15 protein-coding genes are annotated in these 23,930 nt (G+C 70.2%); 8 read left to right on the top strand and 7 right to left on the bottom strand.

Annotated elements, in window-relative coordinates:
* Window positions 1–19 precede the first annotated feature (19 nt).
* The 5 genes from ACWC91_RS34245 to ACWC91_RS34225 all read right to left on the bottom strand — a co-directional run bounded on the left by ACWC91_RS34245 (window position 20) and on the right by ACWC91_RS34225 (window position 12,757).
* Window positions 20–655 (bottom strand): CE1759 family FMN reductase, encoded by a 636-nt coding sequence (locus ACWC91_RS34245; protein WP_225078130.1) that lies wholly within the window; start codon window positions 653–655, stop codon window positions 20–22.
* Window positions 652–1,755, bottom strand: coding sequence for an LLM class flavin-dependent oxidoreductase (locus ACWC91_RS34240; RefSeq protein ID WP_281155510.1), 1,104 nt, complete (start codon window positions 1,753–1,755; stop codon window positions 652–654). The genes ACWC91_RS34245 and ACWC91_RS34240 overlap by 4 nt, the downstream gene beginning before the upstream one ends.
* A 142-nt stretch (window positions 1,756–1,897) precedes the next feature.
* Window positions 1,898–2,104: a hypothetical protein gene (locus ACWC91_RS34235; RefSeq protein ID WP_225078132.1), complete on the bottom strand. Its 207-nt coding sequence runs from the start codon at window positions 2,102–2,104 to the stop codon at window positions 1,898–1,900.
* 19 nt (window positions 2,105–2,123) lie between these two features.
* Complete coding sequence (locus ACWC91_RS34230) at window positions 2,124–8,501, bottom strand: RHS repeat-associated core domain-containing protein (RefSeq protein ID WP_450643369.1); 6,378 nt, start codon at window positions 8,499–8,501, stop codon at window positions 2,124–2,126.
* 140 nt (window positions 8,502–8,641) lie between these two features.
* Complete coding sequence (locus ACWC91_RS34225; protein WP_450726175.1) at window positions 8,642–12,757, bottom strand: LamG-like jellyroll fold domain-containing protein; 4,116 nt, start codon at window positions 12,755–12,757, stop codon at window positions 8,642–8,644.
* 515 nt (window positions 12,758–13,272) lie between these two features.
* Between ACWC91_RS34225 and ACWC91_RS34220 the strand changes: the two genes are divergently transcribed.
* The 3 genes from ACWC91_RS34220 to ACWC91_RS34210 all read left to right on the top strand — a co-directional run bounded on the left by ACWC91_RS34220 (window position 13,273) and on the right by ACWC91_RS34210 (window position 14,608).
* A complete protein-coding gene (locus ACWC91_RS34220) occupies window positions 13,273–13,611 on the top strand; it encodes a YnfA family protein (protein WP_141359526.1) in 339 nt (112 codons plus the stop codon).
* 68 nt (window positions 13,612–13,679) lie between these two features.
* A complete protein-coding gene (locus ACWC91_RS34215) occupies window positions 13,680–14,456 on the top strand; it encodes an SDR family NAD(P)-dependent oxidoreductase (protein ID WP_225078135.1) in 777 nt (258 codons plus the stop codon).
* Window positions 14,456–14,608, top strand: coding sequence for a hypothetical protein (locus ACWC91_RS34210; RefSeq protein WP_225078136.1), 153 nt, complete (start codon window positions 14,456–14,458; stop codon window positions 14,606–14,608). The genes ACWC91_RS34215 and ACWC91_RS34210 overlap by 1 nt, the downstream gene beginning before the upstream one ends.
* A 36-nt stretch (window positions 14,609–14,644) precedes the next feature.
* On the opposite strand, the gene ACWC91_RS34205 is transcribed toward ACWC91_RS34210, so the two are convergent.
* Window positions 14,645–15,838 (bottom strand): RtcB family protein, encoded by a 1,194-nt coding sequence (locus ACWC91_RS34205; protein WP_225078137.1) that lies wholly within the window; start codon window positions 15,836–15,838, stop codon window positions 14,645–14,647.
* A 185-nt stretch (window positions 15,839–16,023) separates the two neighbouring features.
* Between ACWC91_RS34205 and ACWC91_RS34200 the strand changes: the two genes are divergently transcribed.
* From ACWC91_RS34200 to ACWC91_RS34190, 3 genes are all read left to right on the top strand, one after another.
* Entirely contained in the window at window positions 16,024–16,920 is an 897-nt protein-coding gene (locus ACWC91_RS34200) for a DUF3558 domain-containing protein (RefSeq protein WP_450643364.1), read from the top strand.
* A gap of 118 nt (window positions 16,921–17,038) precedes the next feature.
* The gene (locus tag ACWC91_RS34195; RefSeq protein ID WP_450643363.1) at window positions 17,039–17,956 is read left to right on the top strand and encodes a DUF3558 family protein; all 918 of its coding nucleotides are present in this window, start codon (window positions 17,039–17,041) and stop codon (window positions 17,954–17,956) included.
* A 131-nt stretch (window positions 17,957–18,087) separates the two neighbouring features.
* The gene (locus ACWC91_RS34190; protein ID WP_225078173.1) at window positions 18,088–19,416 is read left to right on the top strand and encodes a DUF2637 domain-containing protein; all 1,329 of its coding nucleotides are present in this window, start codon (window positions 18,088–18,090) and stop codon (window positions 19,414–19,416) included.
* 98 nt (window positions 19,417–19,514) lie between these two features.
* Here the strand turns inward: ACWC91_RS34190 and lysS are convergent, their stop codons facing one another.
* Window positions 19,515–21,254 (bottom strand): lysine--tRNA ligase, encoded by a 1,740-nt coding sequence (gene lysS / locus ACWC91_RS34185; protein WP_225078140.1) that lies wholly within the window; start codon window positions 21,252–21,254, stop codon window positions 19,515–19,517.
* A 231-nt stretch (window positions 21,255–21,485) separates the two neighbouring features.
* Here lysS and argS point away from each other — a divergent pair, with 231 nt between their 5' ends.
* Together argS and ACWC91_RS34175 are read left to right on the top strand one after the other, a co-directional pair.
* Window positions 21,486–23,249 carry an arginine--tRNA ligase gene (gene argS, locus ACWC91_RS34180; protein ID WP_225078141.1) on the top strand — a complete coding sequence of 588 codons (1,764 nt, stop codon included), beginning with the start codon at window positions 21,486–21,488 and terminating at the stop codon, window positions 23,247–23,249.
* A 277-nt stretch (window positions 23,250–23,526) separates the two neighbouring features.
* Window positions 23,527–23,930: hypothetical protein (locus ACWC91_RS34175; RefSeq protein WP_450726173.1), on the top strand; the 404-nt coding region annotated here is incomplete at its 3' end.

Here is a 23,930-nt window from a genome sequence, read left to right as displayed (position 1 = left end):
CCCGAGCAGCGGATACGCGTCACCTCCGCAGCGCCGCCAGCTGCTCCTCGAACGGCACCACCGTGAACCCGCCGGCCTGCGCGGGCGCGGCCTGCTCCGGCACGGCGGCCCGCTCCGGCCGCCGCCCCGCCGACAGCCCCGTCATCAGCGCCGCCAGTTCCCGCGCGGCCCGCGCGATCCGCTCGGGCAGGCCCTCGGCGCCCCAGTCCTCCGAGGCGGCGTAGACGCCGGTGGGGACGACGACGGCCTTCAGGTAGGCGAAGAGCGGGCGCAGCGCGTGGTCGAGGACCAGGGAGTGCCGGGCGGTGCCGCCGGTCGCGGCGATCAGCACCGGCTTGCCGGCCAGCGCGCCCTCGTCGCGTACCCCGAGCACGTCGAAGAAGGACTTGAACAGTCCGCTGCAGGAGGCGGAGAACACCGGCGTGACGACGATCAGCCCGTCGGCCTCAGCGACCGCGTCCAGCGCGTCCGCCAGGGCCGGGCCGGGGAAGCCGCCCGTGAAGTTGTGCGCGATCTCCACGGCCAGGTCCCGCAGTTCGATCACCCGCGTGTCCAGCGCCCCGGCGTGCTCGGCGGTCGCGGCCGCCAGCCGGTCGGCCAGCAGCCGTGTGGAGGACGGGACGCTCAGCCCCGCCGAGACGACGACGAGCTTCATACGGTGCTCACCTCTTCCTCGTCGCCGGACCGGCTCGCGGCCAGCAGGGAGCCATGGTCCGGCGCGTCCGGCACGTCCGCCGGGCGGCCCTTGGCGAACTCCTCGCGCAGCACCGGCACGACCTCCTCGCCGAGCATGTCGATCTGCTCCAGCACGGTCTTCAGGGGCAGGCCCGCGTGGTCCATCAGGAACAGCTGGCGCTGGTAGTCGCCGGCGTACTCGCGGAAGGACAGCGTCTTCTCGATGACCTGCTGCGGGGAGCCGACGGTCAGCGGGGTCTGGGCGGTGAAGTCCTCCAGGGAGGGCCCGTGGCCGTAGACCGGCGCGTTGTCGAAGTAGGGACGGAACTCGCGTACCGCGTCCTGGGAGTTCTTCCGCATGAACACCTGGCCGCCGAGCCCGACGATCGCCTGCTCGGGCGTGCCGTGCCCGTAGTGGGCGTACCGGCTCCGGTACAGCTCGACCATCCTCTTGGTGTGGTCGGCCGGCCAGAAGATGTTGTTGTGGAAGAAGCCGTCGCCGTAGTACGCGGCCTGCTCGGCGATCTCCGGGGAGCGGATGGAGCCGTGCCAGACGAAGGGCGGTACGCCGTCCAGCGGGCGGGGCGTGGAGGTGAAGCCCTGCAACGGCGTGCGGAACTTGCCCTCCCAGTCGACGACGTCCTCGCGCCACAGGCGGTGCAGCAGGGCGTAGTTCTCGACGGCGAGGTTGATGCCCTGCCGGATGTCCTTCCCGAACCAGGGGTAGACCGGCCCGGTGTTGCCGCGCCCCATCATCAGGTCCACCCGCCCGTCGGCGAGGTGCTGGAGCATCGCGAAGTCCTCGGCGATCTTCACCGGGTCGTTGGTGGTGATCAGGGTGGTGGAGGTGGAGAGGATCAGCCGCTCCGTCCGCGCCGCTATGTAGCCGAGCATGGTGGTCGGGGACGACGGCACGAACGGCGGATTGTGGTGCTCACCGGTCGCGAAGACGTCCAGGCCGGCCTCCTCGGCCTTCAGCGCGATGGCGACCATGGCCTTGATCCGCTCGCGCTCGGTAGGCGTACGCCCCGTGGTGGGGTCCGGCGTGACGTCGCCGACGCTGAAGATCCCGAACTGCATGGCCACTCACCCTCCAAGTTGTTGACGGTTCAACTATACCTGCCCAACCGTCCCCGTCCCGGAAGTATTCCGCCCCGCCCGCAGACGACGACCGAGGTGCGCCGGACGCTGTCCCGGCACACCTCGGTCGCTCCACGGCCCGCTACCCGAGCGGGAAGGACGTCACGACCCAGACCACCCCCACGAGGGCGGCGAAGACCCCGACCAGCCGGATGGTTCCGGGGGTGGCCTGTCCCGGGTTCATGAACGAGGTGAAGAAGGCGTGGATCCGGGTCGCGATCCCCCCGAGGTCCGCGATGAGGCAGACCCCGAAGGCGATCAGGGCGATCCCGATGATCAGACTGAACACGTGCGGACCTCTCCGGCTGTCATCGGGTGAACCATCTGCCGCTCCACGTCCTGTTCACACCGGCGTATCCCTCGTACTCAACACCCAGGCCGATGCCCAGCTCAAGCGAGGTCACCTGCTCCCCCCGGGAGTTGTACGTGCCGATGGCGGTCTCGTGGTTGACCGTGCCGCCGAGGCCGCTGAAGAAGGACGCTCCCACGTCGCGGCCGTTCCCGGCGAACTGGCCGATGTCGTCCGCGTTGCTGTGGAGCGTGGAGACGTCACCGCTGAATCCGAAGCCGAACCCGCCGACGCTGGCGGACCTCGTCCACCCGACGTCCACGTGACCGTCCGGCCTCTTCGTCATCACGAGGCAGCCGGAGATCTCACCGGTGACGAAGAAACCTCCTCCCACGCTGGCGCACGAACCTCTGGAGTCGTCCATTCCGAGGGCGCCGAACGCCGCCCCCAGGAGCCTCTCCTTGAAGCCGCCGGGCGTCGTGGCGAACGAGTCCGCCGCCCGCTGGTACCACTTCTTCCGGGATTCGGGCTTGGGGCTGGGCGGGGCGGACTTCAGCCAGCCCTTGGGAGCCGACTTCGAGGGCGTGAGATTGCGGCGGCCCGGTGTACCGCCGAGGCCGGTGGGCTTGGTCTTGCCCTTGACGAGCACGGGACGTGATCCGCACCGGCAGGCCCGGACCGGGCCCTCGGAGCCGCTCGACTTCGAAGCGCTGCTCCGGACGTTTCCGGGCCCGCACTTCTCCCAGCCGTCACGGCACTGCGTGCCGTCGGGGTTCATCCTGATGGCCCCGGACGGGTCGCTGTAGGTGACGGGGTTCCCGCCGGCGTAGCCGTAGCCGTTGAGGCTCTGCGGGTCGCCGGTGTCCAGGACGGGGTCGACGGAGAGGAACCGGCCGGTGGCGGGGTCGTGTTCCCGGGCGCCGAGGTGGGTCAGGCCGGTGACCTGGGTGTCGTCGGTGCCGCCGACGAAGCCCTTGGTGCCGGGCCAGGAGTCCGGCCCGGTGCCGCGGGTGCCGCCGAAGGGCAGGGTGCGGCGCTGGGTGAGCTTCTGGGTACCGGCCTCGATCGCGAGCTGGGCGGTGCCGTGATGGTCGGCGAGGGTGAAGGAGACGCTGCCGTCGTCGCTCTTGACGGCCTGGTTGCCGTCGCCGAGGTCGTAGTAGCGGGTGGCCGTGGGCGTGGTGGAGCCCTTGCCCAGGGTGATCTCGGTGGCGCCGAGGTAGAGGGTGGTACCGGTGGGGGTGCGGCCGATCAGGCGGTTGCCCTCACTGTCGTAGAGATACTCGGTGACCTTGCCGCTGCCGCCCGCGACGGGTTCGGTCACCTTCGCCAGGTGGCCCTCCGCGTCCCATTCCAGGCTCTGTGTGGCGCCGCCCACGGTGCGGCCGGTGGTGTTGCCGGTCTCGTCGTAGCCGTAGGAGTCCTTCACCGTCCCCGTGGGACCGGTGCTGGTCACGGAGTTCAGCGTGTGCGGCTGGTCCTTGCCCGCGTCGGGGTAGGCGTAGGCGCGCTTGACGTCCTTGGCCGCGTTCCCCGTGGGGTCGTGGAGGGTTTCCGTCGAACGGTTGTTCGCCAGGTCATAGGTGTAGGAGTGCCAGTACGGGGCCGGGCCGCCGAGCACGCCGCCGCTGGGTGCGGTGGCGCAGCCCGTGGTGTTCTGGGTCCAGGCCTCGGTCAGGCGGCGCACGTGGTCGTAGGTGAAGCACTGGTTGTCGGTGCCGGAGCGGGAGACGTCCGAGACGGACAGGACGTTGCCCGCCTCGTCGTAGCGGTAGGTGCTGTTCTGGTCGACCCCGGCGATGTCCTGGCGGTCCACGCGGGAGGTGGCCAGACGCCGGGTGCCCCACTCGTAGGTGTTGGTGGCCCAGGTGGTCTTGCCGCCGCTGGTGTTGGAGATCGCGTACTGGAGGGGCTTGCCGGTGAGGCTGTAGCTGGTCTCCGCCTTGAAGCCGTCGCCCAGCAGGGAGATGGGCCGCAGCGTCTCCGGATCGTACGTGAACGCCTGGCTGCCGCCCGGGAGCGAGCCCGCCGCGGAGAAGCTCACACCGCCGACCAGCCCGGAGGTCAGGTAGGAGGTGCCGCTCTGGTAGGTGCCCTTCAGGGCGCCCTCCCGCTCGGGGATGACCACCGCGGTCCTGACCGGCCGGTAGAGGCGGTCGTACTGGGTGACCTTGGTGGTGTACGCGGCTCCGTCGACGTAGCGCGTGGACTCGGCGAGCTGCCCCTTCGCGCCGCTGACGGTGTCGTAGGTCCAGCCGGCGCGCAGGGTGCCCGTCGCCGAACCCTCGCGCAGTTCGGTCTTGCGGCCGAGGTCGTCGTAGCCGTTCCACAGGACCGGGGTGCCCGGGCGGGCGTCCTTGGTGGTGACCAGCTGGCCGCGGTCGTCGTACTTGTTGGTGGTGGTGCCCTTGTCGGGGTCCGTCGCCGTCAGCTGGCGGCCCATCGGGTCGTAGGTGTACGACCAGTTGTTGCCCGCCGGGTCGGTGAGCCTCAGCAGCTCGCCGCGCGGGGTGTAGGTGTACTTGGTGGTCTCGTAGGCCGCCTCCGCGCTGCGGGCGACATGCTGGCGCAGTTCGGTGGTCCGGCCGCGGGCGTCGGTGACGGTGGTGGTGGCGGTGCCGCCGACCGGCGGGATCACCGTGGTCCGGTCACCGCCGTAGATCGTCCGCGTGGTGCCCAGCACGGTGCCGCCGTCGCCGTTCCCGGCGATCTGCCTCGATTCCGTCTGGCGGCCCAGACCGTCGTAGGTGTACCGGTTCTGGGTCTCCACCCCCAGCGCGTCCTCGGGCTTGAACAGCGTGGTGGAGGGGGCGCCGGTGGCGTAGTAGGTGGCGAACTCCTTCGCGGTCAGGCCGCGTTCGTCGTAGAAGGTGTCGGCCAGCAGACGGCCGCCGTCCGGGCCGGGCTCCTGGGTCTGGCGGGTGCGCAGGAAGCCGTCGTAGAGGGTGTAGGAGGTGCGCTGGGCGCCGTTGTTGCCCAGCGTCCTGGTGCCCACGGCGACCGGCCGGCCGTCGGTGACGGTGTAGGTGTACTGGTAGGTCGGGGTCTGACCGGTGAGCCGGTCGGCCAGCCACACCTTGGCCGTGCGGCCCAGGGCGTCGTAGGCGTAGTCGACGGCGTTGCTGTTGGTGTCGGCCTCCTTCACCGGCACCCCGCGCAGGATGTCCTGGGTGGTGGTCGTCGTCTGGGCGGTGGTCGCGTTGCCCGCCTTGGCCGGGGGCGTGGTCACCTTCACCGTGGTGGCGAAACCGGTCGCGGGACCGTATTCGGTCGTGGTGGTACGGCCGTCCTTGCGCGCTGTGCGCGTGACCGTCCCCGTCGCCGTGGCGGTCACGTCGGCGGTCAGGTCGGTGCCGGTCAGCTCCCGGCCGTAGGAGTCGTACGTGGTGCCGGACTCCAGGTAGAGGGCGGTGGTGCCGTTGTAGTCCTTCAGCGCCGCGCTCGCCGTCGCGTCGCCCTTGGTGGGAGCCGCGTCGTAGGCGCCGCCGTCGTAGGCGGTGCGGACGTCGGAGATCACATCGGCGGGACGGCTGACACTGGCGGTACAGGCCTTCGCCACCGTCTCCACCCGCGAGGGCAGGTTGAGGATGTTGTCGGTGGTGTTGGTGGCGTAGGTGGTGCGGGTGCAGGTGTCGTCGGTCGCGGTGCTCGTGTCGCCGCGGTCCTCGACCTGGGTGACGCGCCCGGCCACCGTGTCGAACTCGTTGGTGGTCTCGGTGGTGCGCCACTTCGTGCCCGCGCCGTCGTCCAGCGACGTCCACGACGTGCTGCTCCTGGTACCGGTGAAGTTGGCGGTGACAGTGCCCCAGCTGCGGGTCTTCTTCGCCGTCTGGTGGTGCCAGGGCCGGTCCACCGTCTTCTCCAGGACCTTGCCACCGGGTCCGGAGTAGCGCACGGACTTGTAGGCGAAGCCGGCCGCCGACTCGTGGTCGGTGATCGGATCGCCCTCACCGGCGCCCAAGGTCGCACTCACCGGCTTCGTGCCGCCACTTGCGTCCTTGCGGTCGCCGTCCATGCCCCGCAGGAAGTACGTGTCCTCCTGCGACCTCATCGCCGACGCGCCGCCCTGGCCACCGGTCTGCACCCGGACCTGACCGTAACCACGCCACTGCGACCAGGTCTTGAACTTCTCCTTCGTCAGCCCGTCGTCATCGTCGTAGTGCCAGGCCGCACCACCCAGATACTGGAACGTGCTGACCTCGTCCGGCGCCCCACCCGTGCGGTCGGTCGCCGTCACGGACGTGACCACGTACTTGTTGAACCACTGCTGCTCCGGATCGGCCGACGAACTGCCGCCGAGGTACTGCGGGAAGCAGCGCGTGGTGTTCGACTGCGGTGTCGGCAGCGCGGCGAAGTCGCAGGCCGGAGCCGAGTAGTTGACGTCGATCTGGCCGCCGTACTCATCGGCGACCGTGGACAGCCGGGCCTTGATGAACGGCGGGTAGCCGTCACCGGTCCTGTCCAGGCGGTTGGCCAGTTGGGTGTAGGCGAAGGTGGTCTTCGGCAGGGTGACCGCCGGGGTCGCGGTGTGGCCCGTGCGCTGGATCGAGTCGAGCAGCAACTGGTAGTCGGTGTCGGCCATGCCCCAGCGGTGGGTCAGCTTCCAGGAGTCGACGGGCTGGTAGGCGCTGCCGTCGAAGACCTGGGTGGTGATCTCGCTGAGCCGCTTGCGGGTGAAGAACACCGGGAAGAGACGGCCCTTGTCGCAGTCCTTGCCCGCCTCGCAGTTCAGGTCCCACGGCGTGTCGTACCAGTACGCCGCGTCCTTGCCGATGTCGGTGCAGGTGGTGGAGGAGTCGGGCAGGCAGCGCTCGGCGTCGGTGAAGCTGACCTTGGCCAGCGCCTTCGTGCCGTACATCGAGGAGGACTTCAGACCGTACTCGATCCGGTCCAGCGTGCCGCCGCGGACATAGGGGGTGTTGTCCTTGGCCTTCAGGTTGCGGCCGTAGGAGTTGGTCTCCTGGTTGTAGTAGTAGGCGATGGCGTTGCCGTGCACGTCGACGGCGTAGTCCAGGTTCCACCGCCAGGCCTGCTGGCACCAGGAGTCGGCGAACGCCGCGGCATGGCAGGGCTCACCGGAGTCGTTGCCGAACACCGGAACCGTCCAGGCGGAGTTCGTCACCGGCTTGCCGGCCGCCCAGCCCGGCAGCCGGTTGTAGCCGAAGTAGTAGCGCGTGCCGTCCGGGTCGGTCAGCCGCCAGTACTCCCCGTCGTTGTCCCCGTTGCCGCGGTCGCCGGAGGTCAGCCGGTCGATCCTGGTTCCGTCGTCGTCCTTCAGCTTCCACGAGTCGGTGCCGGTGGGAACCAGCTCGCCGCCCTTGCCGTTGAACGTGATGAACGCGTTGTCGTACGCCCAGCACAGGTCACCGGGCTTGCTGCCGTCCGCGTTCTTCACCCCGTCGTCGGCACACGGCTTGTACCGCCGCTCGATGGAACCGGGCCACAGGCTGAAGCCGTCACCCACCCACGACGCCTGGTTGTTCGTGGCACCGGTGCGCCCGTCGACGGAGCCCGAGGAGTACGACAGACCGACACTCGGAGCCAGTTCGCCCGGCACGTCCGGCACCGGAATGTCGTACGACCAGGAGAAGTCACCCGTGTTCAGACTGGTGCTCCAGGTCGCCGAGGGCGACAGCGGCGTCGCGGTGTAGTCGCCGTTCGCACTCTGCGCCTCCGCCACCGCCGCGAGCACCGTCGGAGCGGCCGCACCGAGCGTCACACCCCGCGCGGTCAGCGTCTGCTTCTCGGCGTCGTTGACGGTCTCCACCGGCACGCTCGTACGGCAGCGGGCCTCCTCCGGAGTCGTCAGCGCACACGCGGGCAGCTCCACCAGAGTCAGCCGGGAGGCATAGCCGCCACCGAACGCCCCCGCGAAACCGGAGTAGTCGAGCCGGGCGCGCAGCCTGCCGGGCTGGGACTGCTTCCGGTCGCCGCCGGACCGCAGGGTGAACAGCACGCCGTCGACCCCGGCGTCCTCGGCCGCCCTGCGGCTGAGAACACGGGCCTCGACCTCACCCCGGGCGGAGTTCTTGCCCGCCCCCGGCGGGACGTCCAGCGACAGCGGGAATCCCTTGGCCCGCGGCGCCTCGGACGCGGCGCTCCCGCTTCCCGCCACGGGCAGCTCCACCAACGCGCTCGCCGCCGCCGGCCAGACCGCGTCGGGCACCCTGCCCGGAGTGCGCGGCCCCTTCGTCAGGGTGCGCGGTTCGACACTGCCGGCCGAGCCGGGAACCGGCCGCTCGGACGACGGCAGCGCGGGGCGGCCCTTCCCGTTCTCCGCCGCGGCGGCGGACTGTACCGTCAGTCCCTGCACGAGCGTCCCGACCATGACCGCGGCCGCGGTCAGCGCGGTACCTCGTCGCAGCATGCCGAGCCACTTGCTCGATCTGCCGTTCATCCTCTACTTCGCCCTTCACTGCGAGCCCCGCCCCGTGCGCGCGGCACAGGGTGGGGCGAAAGCTGGATGCTGGATGCCGGTTGCCAAGCCGGGGAGGACCGTGGCCGGCCGCCGAGGAAGCAGGCCGGCCACGGAGAGGGTCACTCGCCGCCGGGAACCTCGGTGGCCATGCCGAACTGGCCGGTGGCCAGCTGCCTGACCTGCGCCTCGGTCAACGTGCCTTGGAAGGCCCACACGTCGGACACCGAACCGGGCCAGTACGCCCCCCAGGTGCCCGGCCCGGTCAGCTCCCGGCCCAGCTGCAACGGGCGTGTCGCGGAAAACGACAGCACGTCGTCCGCCCAGGAGACCCGGTCCGTGCAGGCGGAGCCGTCCGCTGTGCCGTCGCCGTCGGCGCACCCCACCTCTTCGAGCTCACCGTTCACATAGAGCTGAAGCTGCTTGGTGAAGCCGTCGTAGACCAGGGCCAGGTGGGTCCAGTCGGTCGGGCTGAAGAACTGGCCGTTGTCGACCTGGGCGACCGCGGCGCCGGTGCCGTCGGCCGACGCCACGGCGATCCGCCATCGGCCCGGATCCCGGTCCGGATCGGCACTCGGCTCGTAGCGCACCGCGAACGCGTCCTGTGTCGCCCCCGGCATGCTGAGCAGGGCGACGCCCTTGGCCGGGACGGCCGCCGCCTGGGCCCAGGCGGTGACGGTGAAGCTGGCGCCGGTGTCCACGGGCACGGCGGACGTCACCCCGTAACCGTTGACGCCGTCGAGGCTCACGCCGCCGTCGACCCAGCCGAAGTCGAGCTGCGCACCGCCGTACAGCGTCATGCCGTTGCCCGACGCGGACTTGTCCGGCGTCACCAGCGGGGAGCCCGACGCCGTCTCGAACGTCCAGCGCCCCTTGACCAGCGGACGCTGCCGGAACAGCTGCTGGGCCTCGTCATCGGTGACCGGCCGGTCGAAGAGACGTACGTCGTCGATCTCCCCGGCGAAGTAGTCGACGTACTTGCCCGTCCAGACGGTGCGGCCGACCTGCACCGGCCCCTGCGCCTCCCAGGTTTTGGGCGCGGCGGAGCTGCCCTGCAACTGCCCGTTGACGTACAGGCGGATCTGCTGGGCGTCCACGTCGTGCACCGCCATCAGATGGGTCCACGCACCGGGCTGCGCCGGCTGGTTGGCCCGCACCCGCTGATCGCGGATGTTGCCCGACTCCACGTCCTCCAGCGAGGTGCGCAGGCTCCACGTGTTCACCTCCCCCTCGTAGGAGAGGTAGAACGGGCTGTAGTAGGTGCCGCTCTGGCTGAGCACCGTGCGATTGCCGCTGGTGCCTCCCGCGGGCAGCTTCGCCCAGGCGGAAACGGAGTACGAGCGGGCCGTGTTGAGCACGGGCAGGTCCGTGGCCGCGTAGCCGCTGGTCCCGTCCACCTTCAGGGCGTTGCCCGCGACTCCCTTCACGCCCAGGTTCGCGCCGCCGTGCAGGGTCAGCGGCTGCCGGGCGGCCGTTCCCGCCGCTTCCTGGGCGGTCGCCTCCTCGTCCAGCGGGAAGACCGCACGGGCCGGACGGCCGGTCGTGAGTTCCTGGTCCTGGTACAGCCGCCCGGCCTCGGCCGCGCTGACGGCCCGGTCGAAGATCCGCAGATCGTCGACGGTGCCCGGGAAGAAGGACTTGTGGACACCGCTGTAGATGCCGGCGCCCAGCTGGAGCCCGCGGCGGGCCTCCCAGGCGGTGGTGTACGCGGTGGCACCGGCCTGCGTGCCGTTCACATAGAGCCGCAGCTGCTTGGCCTTGCCGTCGTACACGCCCACCAGATGGGTCCATGCGCCCGCCTTGGCGTCCCCGGGCGCGGCGGCCATGGCCCGGGCGATGGAAGCCCCTGCGGTGTCGGAGGTGTACTGGTTGAACACCCACCGGTCGTAGGACTGGGAGTAGTACAGCTCGAAGCCCGGAGAGTGGTTGCCCGGCTGGGCGGCGATGATCGCCGCTGACGTCGGCATCCGGTCGAGCCGCGCCCAGGCCGCCACGGAGAAGCTGTCCGAGGTGTCCACCACGGTGAGGTCGGAGTCCGCGTACCCGGACGTGCCGTCGAAGTGCAGACCGGTGCCCTTCCTGCCCGCGGCGCCCAGCGCGGCGCCGCCGTGCAGCCGCACGGTCCGCGGCGTGGTCGTGGACGCGGCCGTGGTGGCCCCTGCGTCCTCGTCCATCTGCCACGTCGCCCGCTCGGGTTGTCCGGCCTTGACGCGGAACTGGTAGGTGCGGACCTCACCGGCGTTTCCGGCCTGGTCGAAGGCCTGCGCGGTGACGAAGTTCAGTCCCGGCCTGGCCGGCAGCATGCGGATGCTCTTCGCGGCGCCCGCGGACGTGGTGACCGTGTTCTTCGAGGTGGGGTCGCCGTTGACGCCGTACCAGTACTTGGTCACATCACTGTCGGCGGCCTTGAGCTCGAAGGTGCCGTACTTGCCCATCCCGTCGTACCACGGGTCCTCGGGGTCCTCCGGGTTCGAGGCCGGGTAGTCCCCCGAGCTGATCGACGGCGCCTTCGGCACCTTCGTGTCGTAGAAGAAGTAGCAGGCCGTCGGGTCGCCCGAGGACGACCACGGCGAGTACTGCGCCCCGTCGTAGCTGCGTGCCTGCCAGTAGATCTGCTTGTTCTGCGGCACATTGGCCGGCAGGCTGATCGAGAAGCTGGACCCGGACTTCTTGTACGAGGTGAGCGCCGGCTTCCACCGCGCGATCACGCCCTTGCCGTCCCCGGTGTCCCACGACGCCTGGAACTCGACCGCGACGGTGTCGCCGTCCGGGTCGGTAATACTGTTCGCGTAGATCTTGCCCAGTGTGCGCACCCGCGCCGCGTCCGCGGGCTTCTTGCAGGTGCCGCCGTACTCCATCGTCAGCTGCGACATCTTGATCTGCGGCGGCGGCCGGTTGTACTGCACCCGCAGGTAGGCCTTGTCCGAGAACCGCTTCCAGGCGTAGCCGTCGGTCTCGCTGGCCGCCTGGAGCCCGAACGTCATCGTGGCGCTCTTGTTGTTCGCGGCCGTCTGCACCGCCGACTTCACATCGAACTCGGCGTCCTTGGCCGCGCAGCCCGTGTAGCCGTAGGCGAACGACTTCGACGCCAGCTGCTTGATCCAGAAACCGGAGGCGTTCTGGCTGTTCCACGTGGTCGAGGACGAGATGTCCTTGGTCTGCCACAACTCCACGCTGCGCGCGGTGCACGACGCCGACCACGTGTTGCGGACCACGAACTCCGCCGACAGGACCGACTTCCCCGCGAACGTCGAGGTCGGAATCCGGTAGAACAGGCGCTTGGTGTCGTGCGGAGCGCAGTAGTCCCAGTTGCAGTAGCCCAGACCGGCGTCCGAGGCACCGTTGAACTTCCACTGCGGCGAGGACGCCCAGTACTTCGACGCCATCGTCCACGCCGACGCCTTCGGCGTGTACCACTGCGGATCGATGTAGACGGGGTAGGTCGTGTCCGCGCCCTTCAGCACGTCCGCGTCCGGGGTCAGCACCAGCTCGTCCTGCCCGGCCGTCACATCCACACCCACCGGCGCGAGCTTGCCCGACTCGCCCGCACCCGGCTCACCACTCGCCTCATCCGCCGCCGTGGCCTGCGCTGTGGCCTGCGTCGTGGCCTGCGCCGTGGCCTGCGCCGTGGCCTGCGCGCCGAGCGTGGCGACACGAGACTGCGCCGGGCCGGCAGGCTGCTCGCCCGCGCTGGAGTCCCACATCATCGGCTTCGGCGCCTCGAACACCGCGCCCGCCGCGCCCCTGTCGACGGCCTCCAGACCGCCCCCGGCGCTCTCCCGCACGTCCAGGCCCGACGCCGACAGCTTCAGCCGCAGCTCGGCCAGCTCCTCACTCGCCGCCGCCTTCGCCGACTTCACCACCAGCAGCTGCGTGAAACCGTCCTCCTGCGCGGTCATCCGCAGATCCACATCCGGCAGCACCGACGGATACGTCGCCACCGCCCCCTCCAGCTGGGGCTTGGGCAGCGCGGCCGGCCACGACAGGCTCAGCTCACGCCCCGCCCGCCGCATCCGCACCAACGGCACCGACCCGCCACCGGCGGAGAACTCCACGTCCACCGTCGCAGCCCTCGGCGCGACCATGCCCTCACCGGCCGCCACCAGACTCGTGTCGACCCGCTTCCAGCCGCCCGGGCCACGGGCCCACACCGGACGCAGATACTCCCGCACCTCCAGATGCCCCTCCGGCGTGGCGAACACCTCACGGCTCTCCCCACGCCGAGCGGAGATCTCCACCGGCTTCCCCGTCCGCCCGGCCTGCGCCAAAGCGTCCGCCTCCGACACACCACCCCCGGCAGGAGCGGCATCCGCGCTCCGCGGCGCGGCCGGCACAGCCGCCGCGGCCTCACCGCCTCCCAAGGCCGGAATCACTCCCACGGCCAACGTCACGCTCAGCAGCGCTCCGACGGCCCTGCCCCCGCCCCGCAATCCAGTCCACATCCCCGCTACATCCCACCCATGGCGCTCTCACAGTTGACTTCCGTATCTAAAACGGGCAGGCAAAGGGAGCGTCAACAGGAAGGAAAGGGACAACAGTTGCCCAAGGTCAACAACCGGATGTGATCAACCGTACGTTTACCGGCGACAGCACAAGACCAGCCATTTCGGTGGCTTGTTCATGACTATTCTGATTGGTTCCCGCCATACCCGGGCAACCGAAGCCACCAGCCGACACGTGTCACGTTGTGTGACCGAAAACGGTCGGCCGGACCGCCCTCTTCCCGGCAGAGGCTTCGTGCGAGGCTGCCCTCATGCTGATCCTCCGTTCCGCCGCCCTCTTCGTCGTCGCCGCGCTGTTCGAGATCGGCGGCGCCTGGCTCGTCTGGCAGGGCGTGCGCGAGCACCGCGGCTGGATGTGGGCAGCCGGCGGCGTGCTCGCGCTCGGCGCGTACGGCTTCGTCGCCACCTTCCAGCCCGACGCCCACTTCGGCCGCGTCCTCGCCGCCTACGGCGGGATCTTCGTCGCCGGTTCGATCCTGTGGGGCATGGCCGCCGACGGCTACCGGCCCGACCGCTGGGACGTGACCGGCGTGCTGGTCTGCCTCGCGGGCATGGCCGTGATCATGTGGGCACCACGGAACGGCGGCTGACGCTCCCCTACGCTGGAGACGACGACCGCGCAGACACGCACCCGACACCCGTCCCGAGGAGCAAGCCCATGGCCACCGCCGCCCCGTCCGCCGCCTCCCGCATCGCCGTCGTGACCGGTGCGAGCAGCGGCATCGGCGCCGCCACGGCACGGCAGCTCGCCGCGGCCGGCTACCGGGTCGTCCTGACCGCCCGCCGCAAGGACCGTATCGAGGCGCTGGCCGAGGAGATCGGCGCGGCCGGCCACTCCGCCACCGCCTACCAGCTGGACGTCACCGACCGCGCGGCGGTGGACGAGTTCGCCTCGGCCTTCAAGGCCATCGGCGTCCTGGTCAACAACGCCGGCGGGGCACTGGGCGCCGACCCCGTCGCCACCGGCGACCCGGCCGACTGGCGCACGATGTACGAGACGAACGTCCTCGGCACCCTCAACCTCACCCAGGCCCTCCTGCCCAAGCTGGAGGCCAGTGGCGACGGCACGGTGGTCGTGGTCTCCTCCACCGCCGGTCACGGCACCTACGAGGGCGGCGGCGGCTACGTCGCCGCCAAGCACGGCGCCCACGTCCTCGCCGAGACCCTCCGCCTGGAGATCGTCGGCAGGCCGGTCCGGGTCATCGAGATCGCCCCCGGCATGGTCAGGACGGAGGAGTTCGCCCTCACCCGCTTCGGCGGCGACCGGGAGAAGGCCGCCAGGGTCTACGACGGCGTGGCCGAGCCCCTGACGGCCGACGACGTGGCCGACACCATCACCTGGGCGGTCACCCGCCCCAGCCACGTCAACATCGACCTCCTGGTCGTCCGCCCCCGCGCCCAGGCGTCGAACACCAAGGTCCACCGGGAGCTGTGATGACCGACGACCCCGACCGGGAGCCGGAGCGCGCGCGCCTCGCCCTGGAGAAGAAGCGCGAACGGTACGTCTGGTACTACCTCGGCTACTTCCTCTTCGGCATCCACGTCGTCGCCTTCGTGATGATCTACGCGGTCCGCCACGCCAAGTAGCCGTCCGGCCCGGGCGTACGGCCGCGCCCGCGGGCCTCAGCCCTTCACGCAGACGACCTGCCGCAGCTTCGCCACGACCTCCACGAGGTCCCGCTGCTGGTCGATGACCTGCTCGATCGGCTTGTAGGCGCCCGGGATCTCGTCGACGACGCCCGAGTCCTTGCGGCACTCCACGCCCCGCGTCTGCTCCTCCAGGTCCCTGGTGGAGAAGCGCCGCTTGGCGGCGTTGCGGCTCATGCGCCGGCCGGCGCCGTGCGACGCGGAGTTGAAGGACTCCTCGTTCCCGAGGCCCTTGACGATGTACGAGCCGGTGCCCATGGAGCCCGGGATGATGCCGTACTCCCCCGCCCGGGCGCTGATCGCTCCCTTGCGGGTGACGAGGAGGTCCATGCCCTCGTAGCGCTCGCGGTTCACGTAGTTGTGGTGGCAGCTCACCTCGGGCTCGAAGGTCACCCCAGCCTTCTTGAACTCCCGGCGGATCACGTCCTTCAGGAGCGCCATCATGATCGCGCGGTTGTACCTCGCGTACTCCTGGGCCCAGTACAGGTCGTGCTCGTACGCCGTCATCTGCGGTGTGTCCGCCACGAAGACGGCGAGGTCGCGGTCGACCAGCCCCTGGTTGTACGAGAGCTTCTGCGCGACGCCGATGTGATGCTCGGCGAGTTCCTTGCCGATGTTGCGGGAGCCGGAGTGCAGCATGAGCCACACCGACTGGGACTCGTCGACGCAGACCTCCACGAAGTGGTTTCCGCTGCCCAGCGTTCCCATCTGCTTCGTGGCGCGCTCCTGACGGAATCTGACCGCCTCCGCCACCCCGTCGAAACGCCCCCAGAACCCGTCCCACCCCGCGGTGGCCAGACCGTGGAACCGTCCCGGATCGAGGGGATCGTCATGCATTCCCCGTCCCACCGGAATCGCCTGCTCGATCTTGGAGCGGAGGCGGGACAGGTCGCCCGGGAGATCGCCGGCCCTCAGCGAGGTCTTCACGGCCGACATTCCGCAGCCGATGTCCACGCCCACCGCCGCCGGGCAGACCGCGCCCCGCATCGCGATGACCGAGCCGACCGTCGCGCCCTTGCCGTAGTGCACGTCCGGCATGACGGCGAGGCCCTTGATCCAGGGGAGGGTCGCGACGTTACGGAGCTGCTGCATCGCCACGTCCTCGACCGTCGCCGGGTCGGCCCACATGCGGATCGGGACCTTCGCGCCCGGCATCTCCACATACGACATATCGCCCTCATTCCCCCGGAAACACAACAGAAGCATGGAAACGCAATACCGGCGCCAAGGTCGGCGAAACAGGACAACGGACCGGCGTCCACGGCAGTGCGTGCGATACACATTGTCTCCAGGGAACGCCCCCGCCCGGCAAGCGAATAACCAGCGGGGCCATCGAAAGCGAGAGGAGCCTGACCGTGCTGCGGAAGGCGTACGTACCCGGCGCGGCCACGCTCCTCGCGGCGCTGCTGCTGGGCGGCTGCACCGGTGGTTCGTCCAGTGACGGCGGGACGGACAACGCCAACCCCGGCGGCTCCGACGCGACGACGGCGGCGGCCCAGCCGGGCAGGTACCGGACGCTTCCGGAGGCCTGCCGCGCGGTCGGCCACAACACCCTCGACTCACTGCTCCCCGGCATCAAGCAGATCATGGACGTGGACCAGCGGGACAAGGCCTACGAGGGCCAGGCGACGCTCACGTACGACACCGACCGCAAGGTCGGATGCCGATGGAAGGTGGAGTCCTCGGACGCCACCGACCATCTCTACATCGACTTCGAGCGGGTCGTCTCCTACGACAACACCGTCAGCGACGACAGTCAGGCGCAGTCGGTCTTCGCCGCCAAACGGGCCGCCGCGCACCTTCCCGAGCCGACCGCCACCGATGGCTCGGCCTCCACGACCGAGTCCAAGGCCGCCTCCGGCGCGGGCTCCGCAGCCCCTTCCGGTTCCGGTTCCGGCAGCACCCCGCCGTCGTCGTCGTCCCCGTCGCCCTCGGCGTCCTCGGCGTCCTCCTCGTCATCGCCCTCCCCCGACTCCTCCTCGTCCGCCTCCGGCGACACCGCTTCGGCCGACCTCCAGCCCCGGCTCCTGAGCGATCTCGGCGACGAGGCGTTCCTCGACGACGCGCTCGGCAGCTCCGGCTCGACCGCCCAGCAGCGCACCGTGACTGTGGCATTCCGCACGTCCAACGTGGTCGTGACCATCGTGTACGAGGAGCAGCCGGCGGCCGTCGGCGTCGTCCCGGACAGCAAGGAAATGCAGGACAAGGCAAGGAAACTGGCCGCTCGGCTGGCCGATTCACTGGGTGGTTGACGACTCCCGCGCGGCACCCGGTGCCGCCGCGCTCAGTACGACAAGTGGGACCGCACGGCTGTCTCACCGCGTACGGTGGCCCCTCGGACCCGAACCGACCGCAGGAACCACGAGCGTCATGAGCGAAGGAACCATGCAGCGAGCAGCCCAGCGAGAAGTGGGGGTACCTCCCACGCCGTTCAGGCAGTGGGGGCAAGCCCCGCGCACCCCGCGAGCGAAGCGTCCGAACCGCGCCCTCGTCTGCGCGATCGCCGTGCCCGTGATGCTGCTCGCCGCGGCCTGCTCCTCCTCGGACTCCGGCTCCGGCGAGGGTGCCAAGCAGACCGCGCCGGGCGACGTGAAGGGCTCCGCGAGCGCGAGCCCGTCGCCGACGGTGCAGGCGGCGGCGTACGCGAAGCTGCCCCAGCCGTGCAAGATCCTGTCGGACAAGACACTCGGCGAACTGGTCCCGAAGGGCAAGAAGTCGGGCAAGGAGAGCGCCTCCAGCGACCTCTCCACACGTGCCGGCTGCTCCTGGAACAGCCTGGACAACAACGGCGTGAAGGGCTCTCAGTTCCGCTGGCTCAACGTGTCGCTGCTGCGTTTCGAGTCCGATGTCACCCGTGGCTCCGGCGAGAAGCAGGCGCAGGCGTTCTATGAGCGCCAGGTGCAGGACGCCCGGAACGTGGAGAACGCGCAGAACGTGAAGTCGGAGCCGGTGTCCGGGACCGGCGACGAGGCCACGGTGGTGCGCTACGACCTGAAGAAGAAGGAAGGCGCCTTCAAGCAGCAGACGGTCGTGGCGCGGGCGGAGAACGTGGTCGTCACCCTCGACTACAACGGTGCCGGTCTGGCCGGTGACTCGACCCCGGACGCCGACGACCTGACGAAGGCCGCGGAGAAGGCCGCCAAGGAGGCGGTGACCGCGGTGGCGACGGCGAACGGCGCGTCCGGCGGCGGTGCGCCGAGCACCTCCGCTTCCTCCTCGGCGTCCGAGTCCCCCGCGAAGTCGCCGTCGACGTCGGCCTCACCGTCGAAGTCGGCGTCCAACGGCTGACCCACGGACGGCCCGCGGAAGCGGAGCAACCGGACCGGTCCCACGCCCCTCGCACAGATGTGCCACCCTGTTGCGCGCAACCAACACGCAAGGGGAGGGAGTTACGGGTGGCCACGCCACAGCTGACCCGGATGCACCGCGTTCTCATCGGCGTGGTCGTCACGGGTGCCGTGATCATCGCCGGTATCGGCTTCGCAGGTTCGTACGCGGCCGTCCGTGAACTCGCCATCAAGAAGGGCTTCGGGAACTTCAGTTATGTGTTCCCGATCGGCATCGACGCGGGCATCTGTGTGCTGCTCGCCCTGGATCTGCTCCTGACCTGGATCCGGATCCCCTTCCCGCTGCTGCGCCAGACCGCGTGGCTGCTGACGCTGGCCACGATCGCCTTCAACGGCGCCGCCGCCTGGCCGGACCCGCTGGGCGTGGGCATGCACGCGGTGATCCCGGTGCTGTTCGTGGTCGCCGTGGAGGCGGCCCGGCACGCGATCGGCCGGATCGCGGACATCACGGCGGACAAGCACATGGAGGGCGTCCGCCTGACCCGCTGGCTGCTCTCCCCCGTCCCCACCTTCCTGCTGTGGCGCCGTATGAAGCTGTGGGAGCTGCGCTCCTACGACCAGGTCATCAAGCTGGAACAGGAACGTCTCGTCTACCAGGCCCGGTTGCGCTCCCGCTTCGGCCGGGCCTGGCGCCGCAAGGCCCCGGTGGAGTCCCTGATGCCGCTGCGCCTCGCCCGGTACGGCGTCCCCCTGGGGGAGACGGCCCCGGCGGGCCTGGCGGCGGCGGGCATAGAACCGGCGCTGATCCCGCCGCGCCCGCAGGTCGAGACGGCCGTGGACGCTCGCGCCGCCGAGGCGCCACGGATGGGCGGCGAGGGAGCCGCCCAGTCCGTTGCGGCGCTGGCGGAGGCGCCTCCCGGCGGGCAGCGCCCCGAACTGGCCGGCCCCCACAACGGCGGGCAGCCGGCACCGGAACAGCAGGCCCCGGACGAAGCGAGTCCCTGGTTCTCCGCCCCCCAGCAGGTCGACTACCACGGCGGCTACGACCCGGCGTACGAGCCGGAGCCTCCGTACGAGGAACTCCCGTACGAGGAGTGGTACGAGGAACACCAGGGGTACCAGGAAGACCAGGGGTACCAGGAGCAGCAGGGCGAGGCCCCGCAGCCGCAGCAGCCCGAGCCCTCCCCCGAGGACACCGGCAGCTTCCCCATCCCGGCCGGCCCGAACCGCACCCGCCAGCTCGGCGAGGGCGGCGGCACCCCGCCCGCGGAGCCGGACGAGGAGGCCTACTACCAGGTCTTCCGTCAGTCGATCAACGGCAGCCTGCCCACCCCCCGCGAGTTCGCCGACGGGGTGGAGGCCACGTACGGGATCTCGCTGCCCGACAACGAGGCCAAGCACTTGGTGAGCCGCTTCTCCAACCGCTTCAACGCGGAGCTGGAGGAAGACCACATCGCCTGAGCCGTGAACCCCGGACGGCCCCTGAACCACGAAGAGGGGCCCTCGCACGAGGGCCCCTCTTCGTTGTCGTATCACCGCGTGTCGCTTCGCTGTTCCCGCTACTCCCCGAGCAGGGCCCGCACCCGCTCCTGGCCCACCGCGAGCAGCAGCGTGGGCAGGCGCGGCCCGGTGTCGCGGCCGACGAGCAGGTGGTAGAGCAGCGCGAAGAAGGTCCGCTGGGCGGTCTTGATCTCCGGCGGCAGCTCCTTGGGCGTGGCGTCGGCGGAGAACCCGGCCTGGACCTTGGGCACGCCGTAGACGAGGTGGGTGAGCCCGTCGAGCGACCAGTGGTCCCCGAGGCCGTCGAGCAGCAGCCGGATCGACTGCTGGGAGGGCTCGTCGAGGGACTTCAGCAGGTCGGTGTCGGGCTCCTCGCGGACGATGGTGCGCTGGTCGGCGGGGACGTGGTTGTTGATCCACGCCTCGGCCCTGTCGTACCGCGGGCGGGCCTCGTCGAGCGAGCCCAGCGGGTTGGCGGGGTCGAGTTCGGACAGGATGCGCAGCGCCTGGTCCTGGTGGCCGGCGGTGATGTCGGCGACGGACGCGAGCGTGCGGTACGGCAGCGGGCGCGGCGTCTTCGGCAGCTCGCCGGCGGCGGTGCCCACCGCGCGCGTGTACGCGGCGACGTCACCGGGCAGCGCCGAGCTGTCGGCGACCTTGGCGGCGAGCTTGTCCCACTCGTCGTACAGGCGCTGGATCTCCTGGTCGAAGGCGATCTTGAAGGACTGGTTCGGCCTGCGCCGGGCGTACAGCCACCGCAGGAGCTGCGGCTCCATGATCTTCAGCGCGTCGGCCGGGGTGGGGACGCCGCCGCGCGAGGACGACATCTTCGCCATGCCGGAGATGCCCACGAAGGCGTACATCGGGCCGATCGGCTGCTTGCCACCGAAGATCCCGACGATCTGCCCGCCGACCTGGAACGAGGACCCCGGCGAGGAGTGGTCAACACCGCTCGGCTCGAAGATCACGCCCTCGTACGCCCACCGCATCGGCCAGTCGACCTTCCAGACCAGCTTGCCGCGGTTGAACTCGCTGAGCCGGACCGTCTCCGAGAAACCGCACGCGGTGCAGGCGTAGGTCAGCTCGGTGGAGTCGTCGTCGTAGGCGGTGACGGTGGTGAGGTCCTTCTCGCAGTTGCCGCAGAACGGCTTGTACGGGAAGTAGCCGGCGGAGCCGGAGCTGCCGTCGTCCTCGGACGCGGCGCCCGAGCCCTCCTCGGCCTCCAGCTCGGCCTCGTCCACGGGCTTCTGCTGCTTCTTGGCCGCCTTGGGCTTGGTGCGGTACTGGGCGAGGATCGCGTCGATGTCGCCGCGGTGCCTCATCGCGTGCAGGATCTGCTCGCGGTACACGCCGGAGGTGTACTGCTCGGTCTGGCTGATGCCGTCGAACTCCACGCCCAGCTCGGCGAGCGAGGCGACCATGGCGGCCTTGAAGTGCTCGGCCCAGTTGGGGTGCGCCGAGCCCTTCGGGGCCGGGACGGAGGTCAGCGGCTTGCCGATGTGCTCGGCCCACGACTCGTCGACACCGGCGATCCCGGCCGGGACCTTGCGGTACCGGTCGTAGTCGTCCCAGGAGATCAGGTGCCGTACCGGATACCCGCGGCGGCGGATCTCGTCGGCGACGAGGTGCGGGGTCATGACCTCGCGCAGGTTGCCCAGGTGGATGGGGCCGGACGGCGACAGCCCGGACGCGACGACGACCGGTTTGCCCGGGGCCCGACGCTCCGACTCCTCGATGACGTCGTCCGCGAAACGGGAGACCCAGTCGGCGGTCTCGGTGCTCTGAGCCACGATCGGCACGTCCTCTTTCCCTGAAGTTTCTCTGAAGGTTCTCCGTGGGCAGCCGCTACGGTCGCACGGCTGACCGCTCCATTGTCCCAGGCGGGTCGGCATCCGCGAAAACACCTTTTCAACGCGTTGGACGGGCGCGGGCGGCCCGGGGTTCGCCCGTCGGCCGGAAAATTCGCTTTACCCCACATGGGATACTGGGCCTGTCTATCCATCCGCACGAGGAGAACGGCACCCTTTCCTATGGCCCCGGTCACGTCCCTCACCGCTTCCGTCCACCAGCGCCTCGCGTCCGCCCTCTCGGCCACCCTGCCGGAGACCGCCGCCGCGGACCCGCTGCTGCGACGCAGCGACCGGGCGGACTTCCAGGCCAACGGCATCCTTGCGCTGGCCAAGCAGGCCAGGACGAACCCGCGGGAGCTGGCGGCGCAGGTCGTCGGGCACGTGGTCACCGGTGATGTGATCAAGGACGTCGAGGTCTCCGGACCCGGCTTCCTCAACATCACGGTCACCGACCGGGCGATCACGGAGAACCTCGCGGCGCGGGCGGCCGACTCCGAGGGCCGGCTGGGTGTGCCGTACGCGGAGCAGCCGGGCACGACGGTGATCGACTACGCCCAGCCGAACGTGGCGAAGGAGATGCACGTCGGCCACCTGCGGTCCGCGGTGATCGGCGACTCCGTCGTCCAGCTCCTGGAGTTCACCGGCGAGAACGTGGTCCGCCGGCACCACATCGGCGACTGGGGCACCCAGTTCGGCATGCTCATCCAGTACCTGGACGAGCACCCGCACGAGCTGGACCACAAGGCGTCCGAGGTGACCGGCGAGGAGGCGATGTCGAACCTCGACCGCCTCTACAAGGCCGCGCGCAAGCTGTTCGACTCCGACGAGGAGTTCAAGACGCGGGCCCGGCGCCGGGTGGTGGACCTCCAGGCCGGCGACGCGCACACGGTGGCCATGTGGCAGAAGTTCGTGGACGAGTCGAAGATCTACTTCTTCTCCGTCTTCGAGAAGCTGGACATGGATGTCCGGGACCCGGACATCGTCGGCGAGTCCGGCTACAACGACATGCTCGCCGAGACCTGCCGCCTGCTGGAGGAGTCCGGCGTGGCGGTCCGCTCGGAGGGCGCCCTGTGCGTCTTCTTCGACGACGTCAAGGGCCCGGACGGCAACCCGGTCCCGCTGATCGTCCAGAAGTCCGACGGCGGCTACGGCTACGCGGCCACCGACCTGTCGGCGATCAGGGACAGGGTCTTCAACCTCAAGGCGAACACCCTGCTGTACGTCGTGGACGCCCGGCAGTCCCTGCACTTCAAGATGGTCTTCGAGACCGCGCGGCGGGCCGGCTGGCTGAACGGCGACGTGACGGCGTACCAGTTGGCGTTCGGCACGGTGCTCGGCAAGGACGGCAAGCCGTTCAAGACCCGTGAGGGCGAGACGGTCCGCCTGGTCGACCTGCTCGACGAGGCGATCGAGCGTGCCTCGGCGGTCGTCCGGGAGAAGGCGCAGGACCTCTCGGAGGAGGAGATCGCCGAGCGGGGTGCCCAAGTGGGCATCGGCGCGGTGAAGTACGCGGACCTGTCGACCTCGGCGAGCCGGGACTACAAGTTCGACCTGGACCAGATGGTCTCGCTGAACGGCGACACGTCGGTCTACCTCCAGTACGCCTACGCCCGGATCCAGTCGATCCTCCGCAAGGCCGGAGAGGTACGGCCCTGCGCCCACCCGGAGCTGGAACTGTCCGCGGTGGAGCGGACGTTGGGCCTGCACGCCGACGCCTTCGCGGAGACGGTGCGGGAGGCCGCCACCGAGTACGCCCCGCACAAGCTGACCGCGTACCTGTACCAGCTGGCGTCCCTGTACACGTCCTTCTACGACAAGTGCCCGGTGCTGAAGGCGGAGACGCCGGAGCAGGTGGAGAACCGCCTGTTCCTGTGCGACGTCACGGCGCGCACCCTGCACCAGGGCATGGCCCTGCTGGGCATCCGGACGCCCGAGCGCCTCTGAGCCTCTGACGGATCCGCCCGGTCCGTCGCCGCAGGCCCCGCCCCGTCCTCGACGGGTCGGGGCCTGCGCGCGTTTGCGACGGCCGTCCGGGCGTCTCCTCCACCTCCTCCGGCGTGCACGGGTCGCCGGGATCGCCTTCCGCCCGCCGCACAAGATCGAAGTGCGGCGGGCACCGGGCGCGCCGACGATGACGAAGGAGCGGAGCGCGGAACTTCCCACAGTTCGGGCACTCCGCCGCGTCATGCGTCTGCGTCTTGCTTCACAGAAGGAGGAATCCATGACGGCAACGACGGAGAGCCCCACGCGGGAGAAGACGGGCGCCGGCCAGGAGGAAGAGGAGTCCGTCATCGGACCGCTTCTGCTGGCCGCGCTGCTCGCCCGGCGTGAGGAACGCGGGGAGGACCCGGTCATCGACCACCCTCTCCTCCTCGCCGCGCTCATGCGCCGCCGCGAGGAGGGCGGGGAGTCGATGATCCAGAACCCCCTGCTGCTCGCCGCCCTGATGCGCCGCCGGGAGGAACGCGAGGAGCCCATCATCGAACACCCCCTCCTCCTCGCCATGCTCATGCGCCGCCGCGAGGAACGCGGGGAGTCGATGATCCAGAACCCCCTGCTGCTCGCCGCCCTGATGCGCCGCCGGGAGGAACGCGAGGAGCCCATCATCGAACACCCCCTCCTCCT

It is taken from the genome of Streptomyces sp. NPDC001204 (assembly GCF_053598035.1).
The sequence above is the reverse complement of the archived record's forward strand: the minus strand, read 5'-3'. Positions and strand labels throughout refer to the sequence as shown.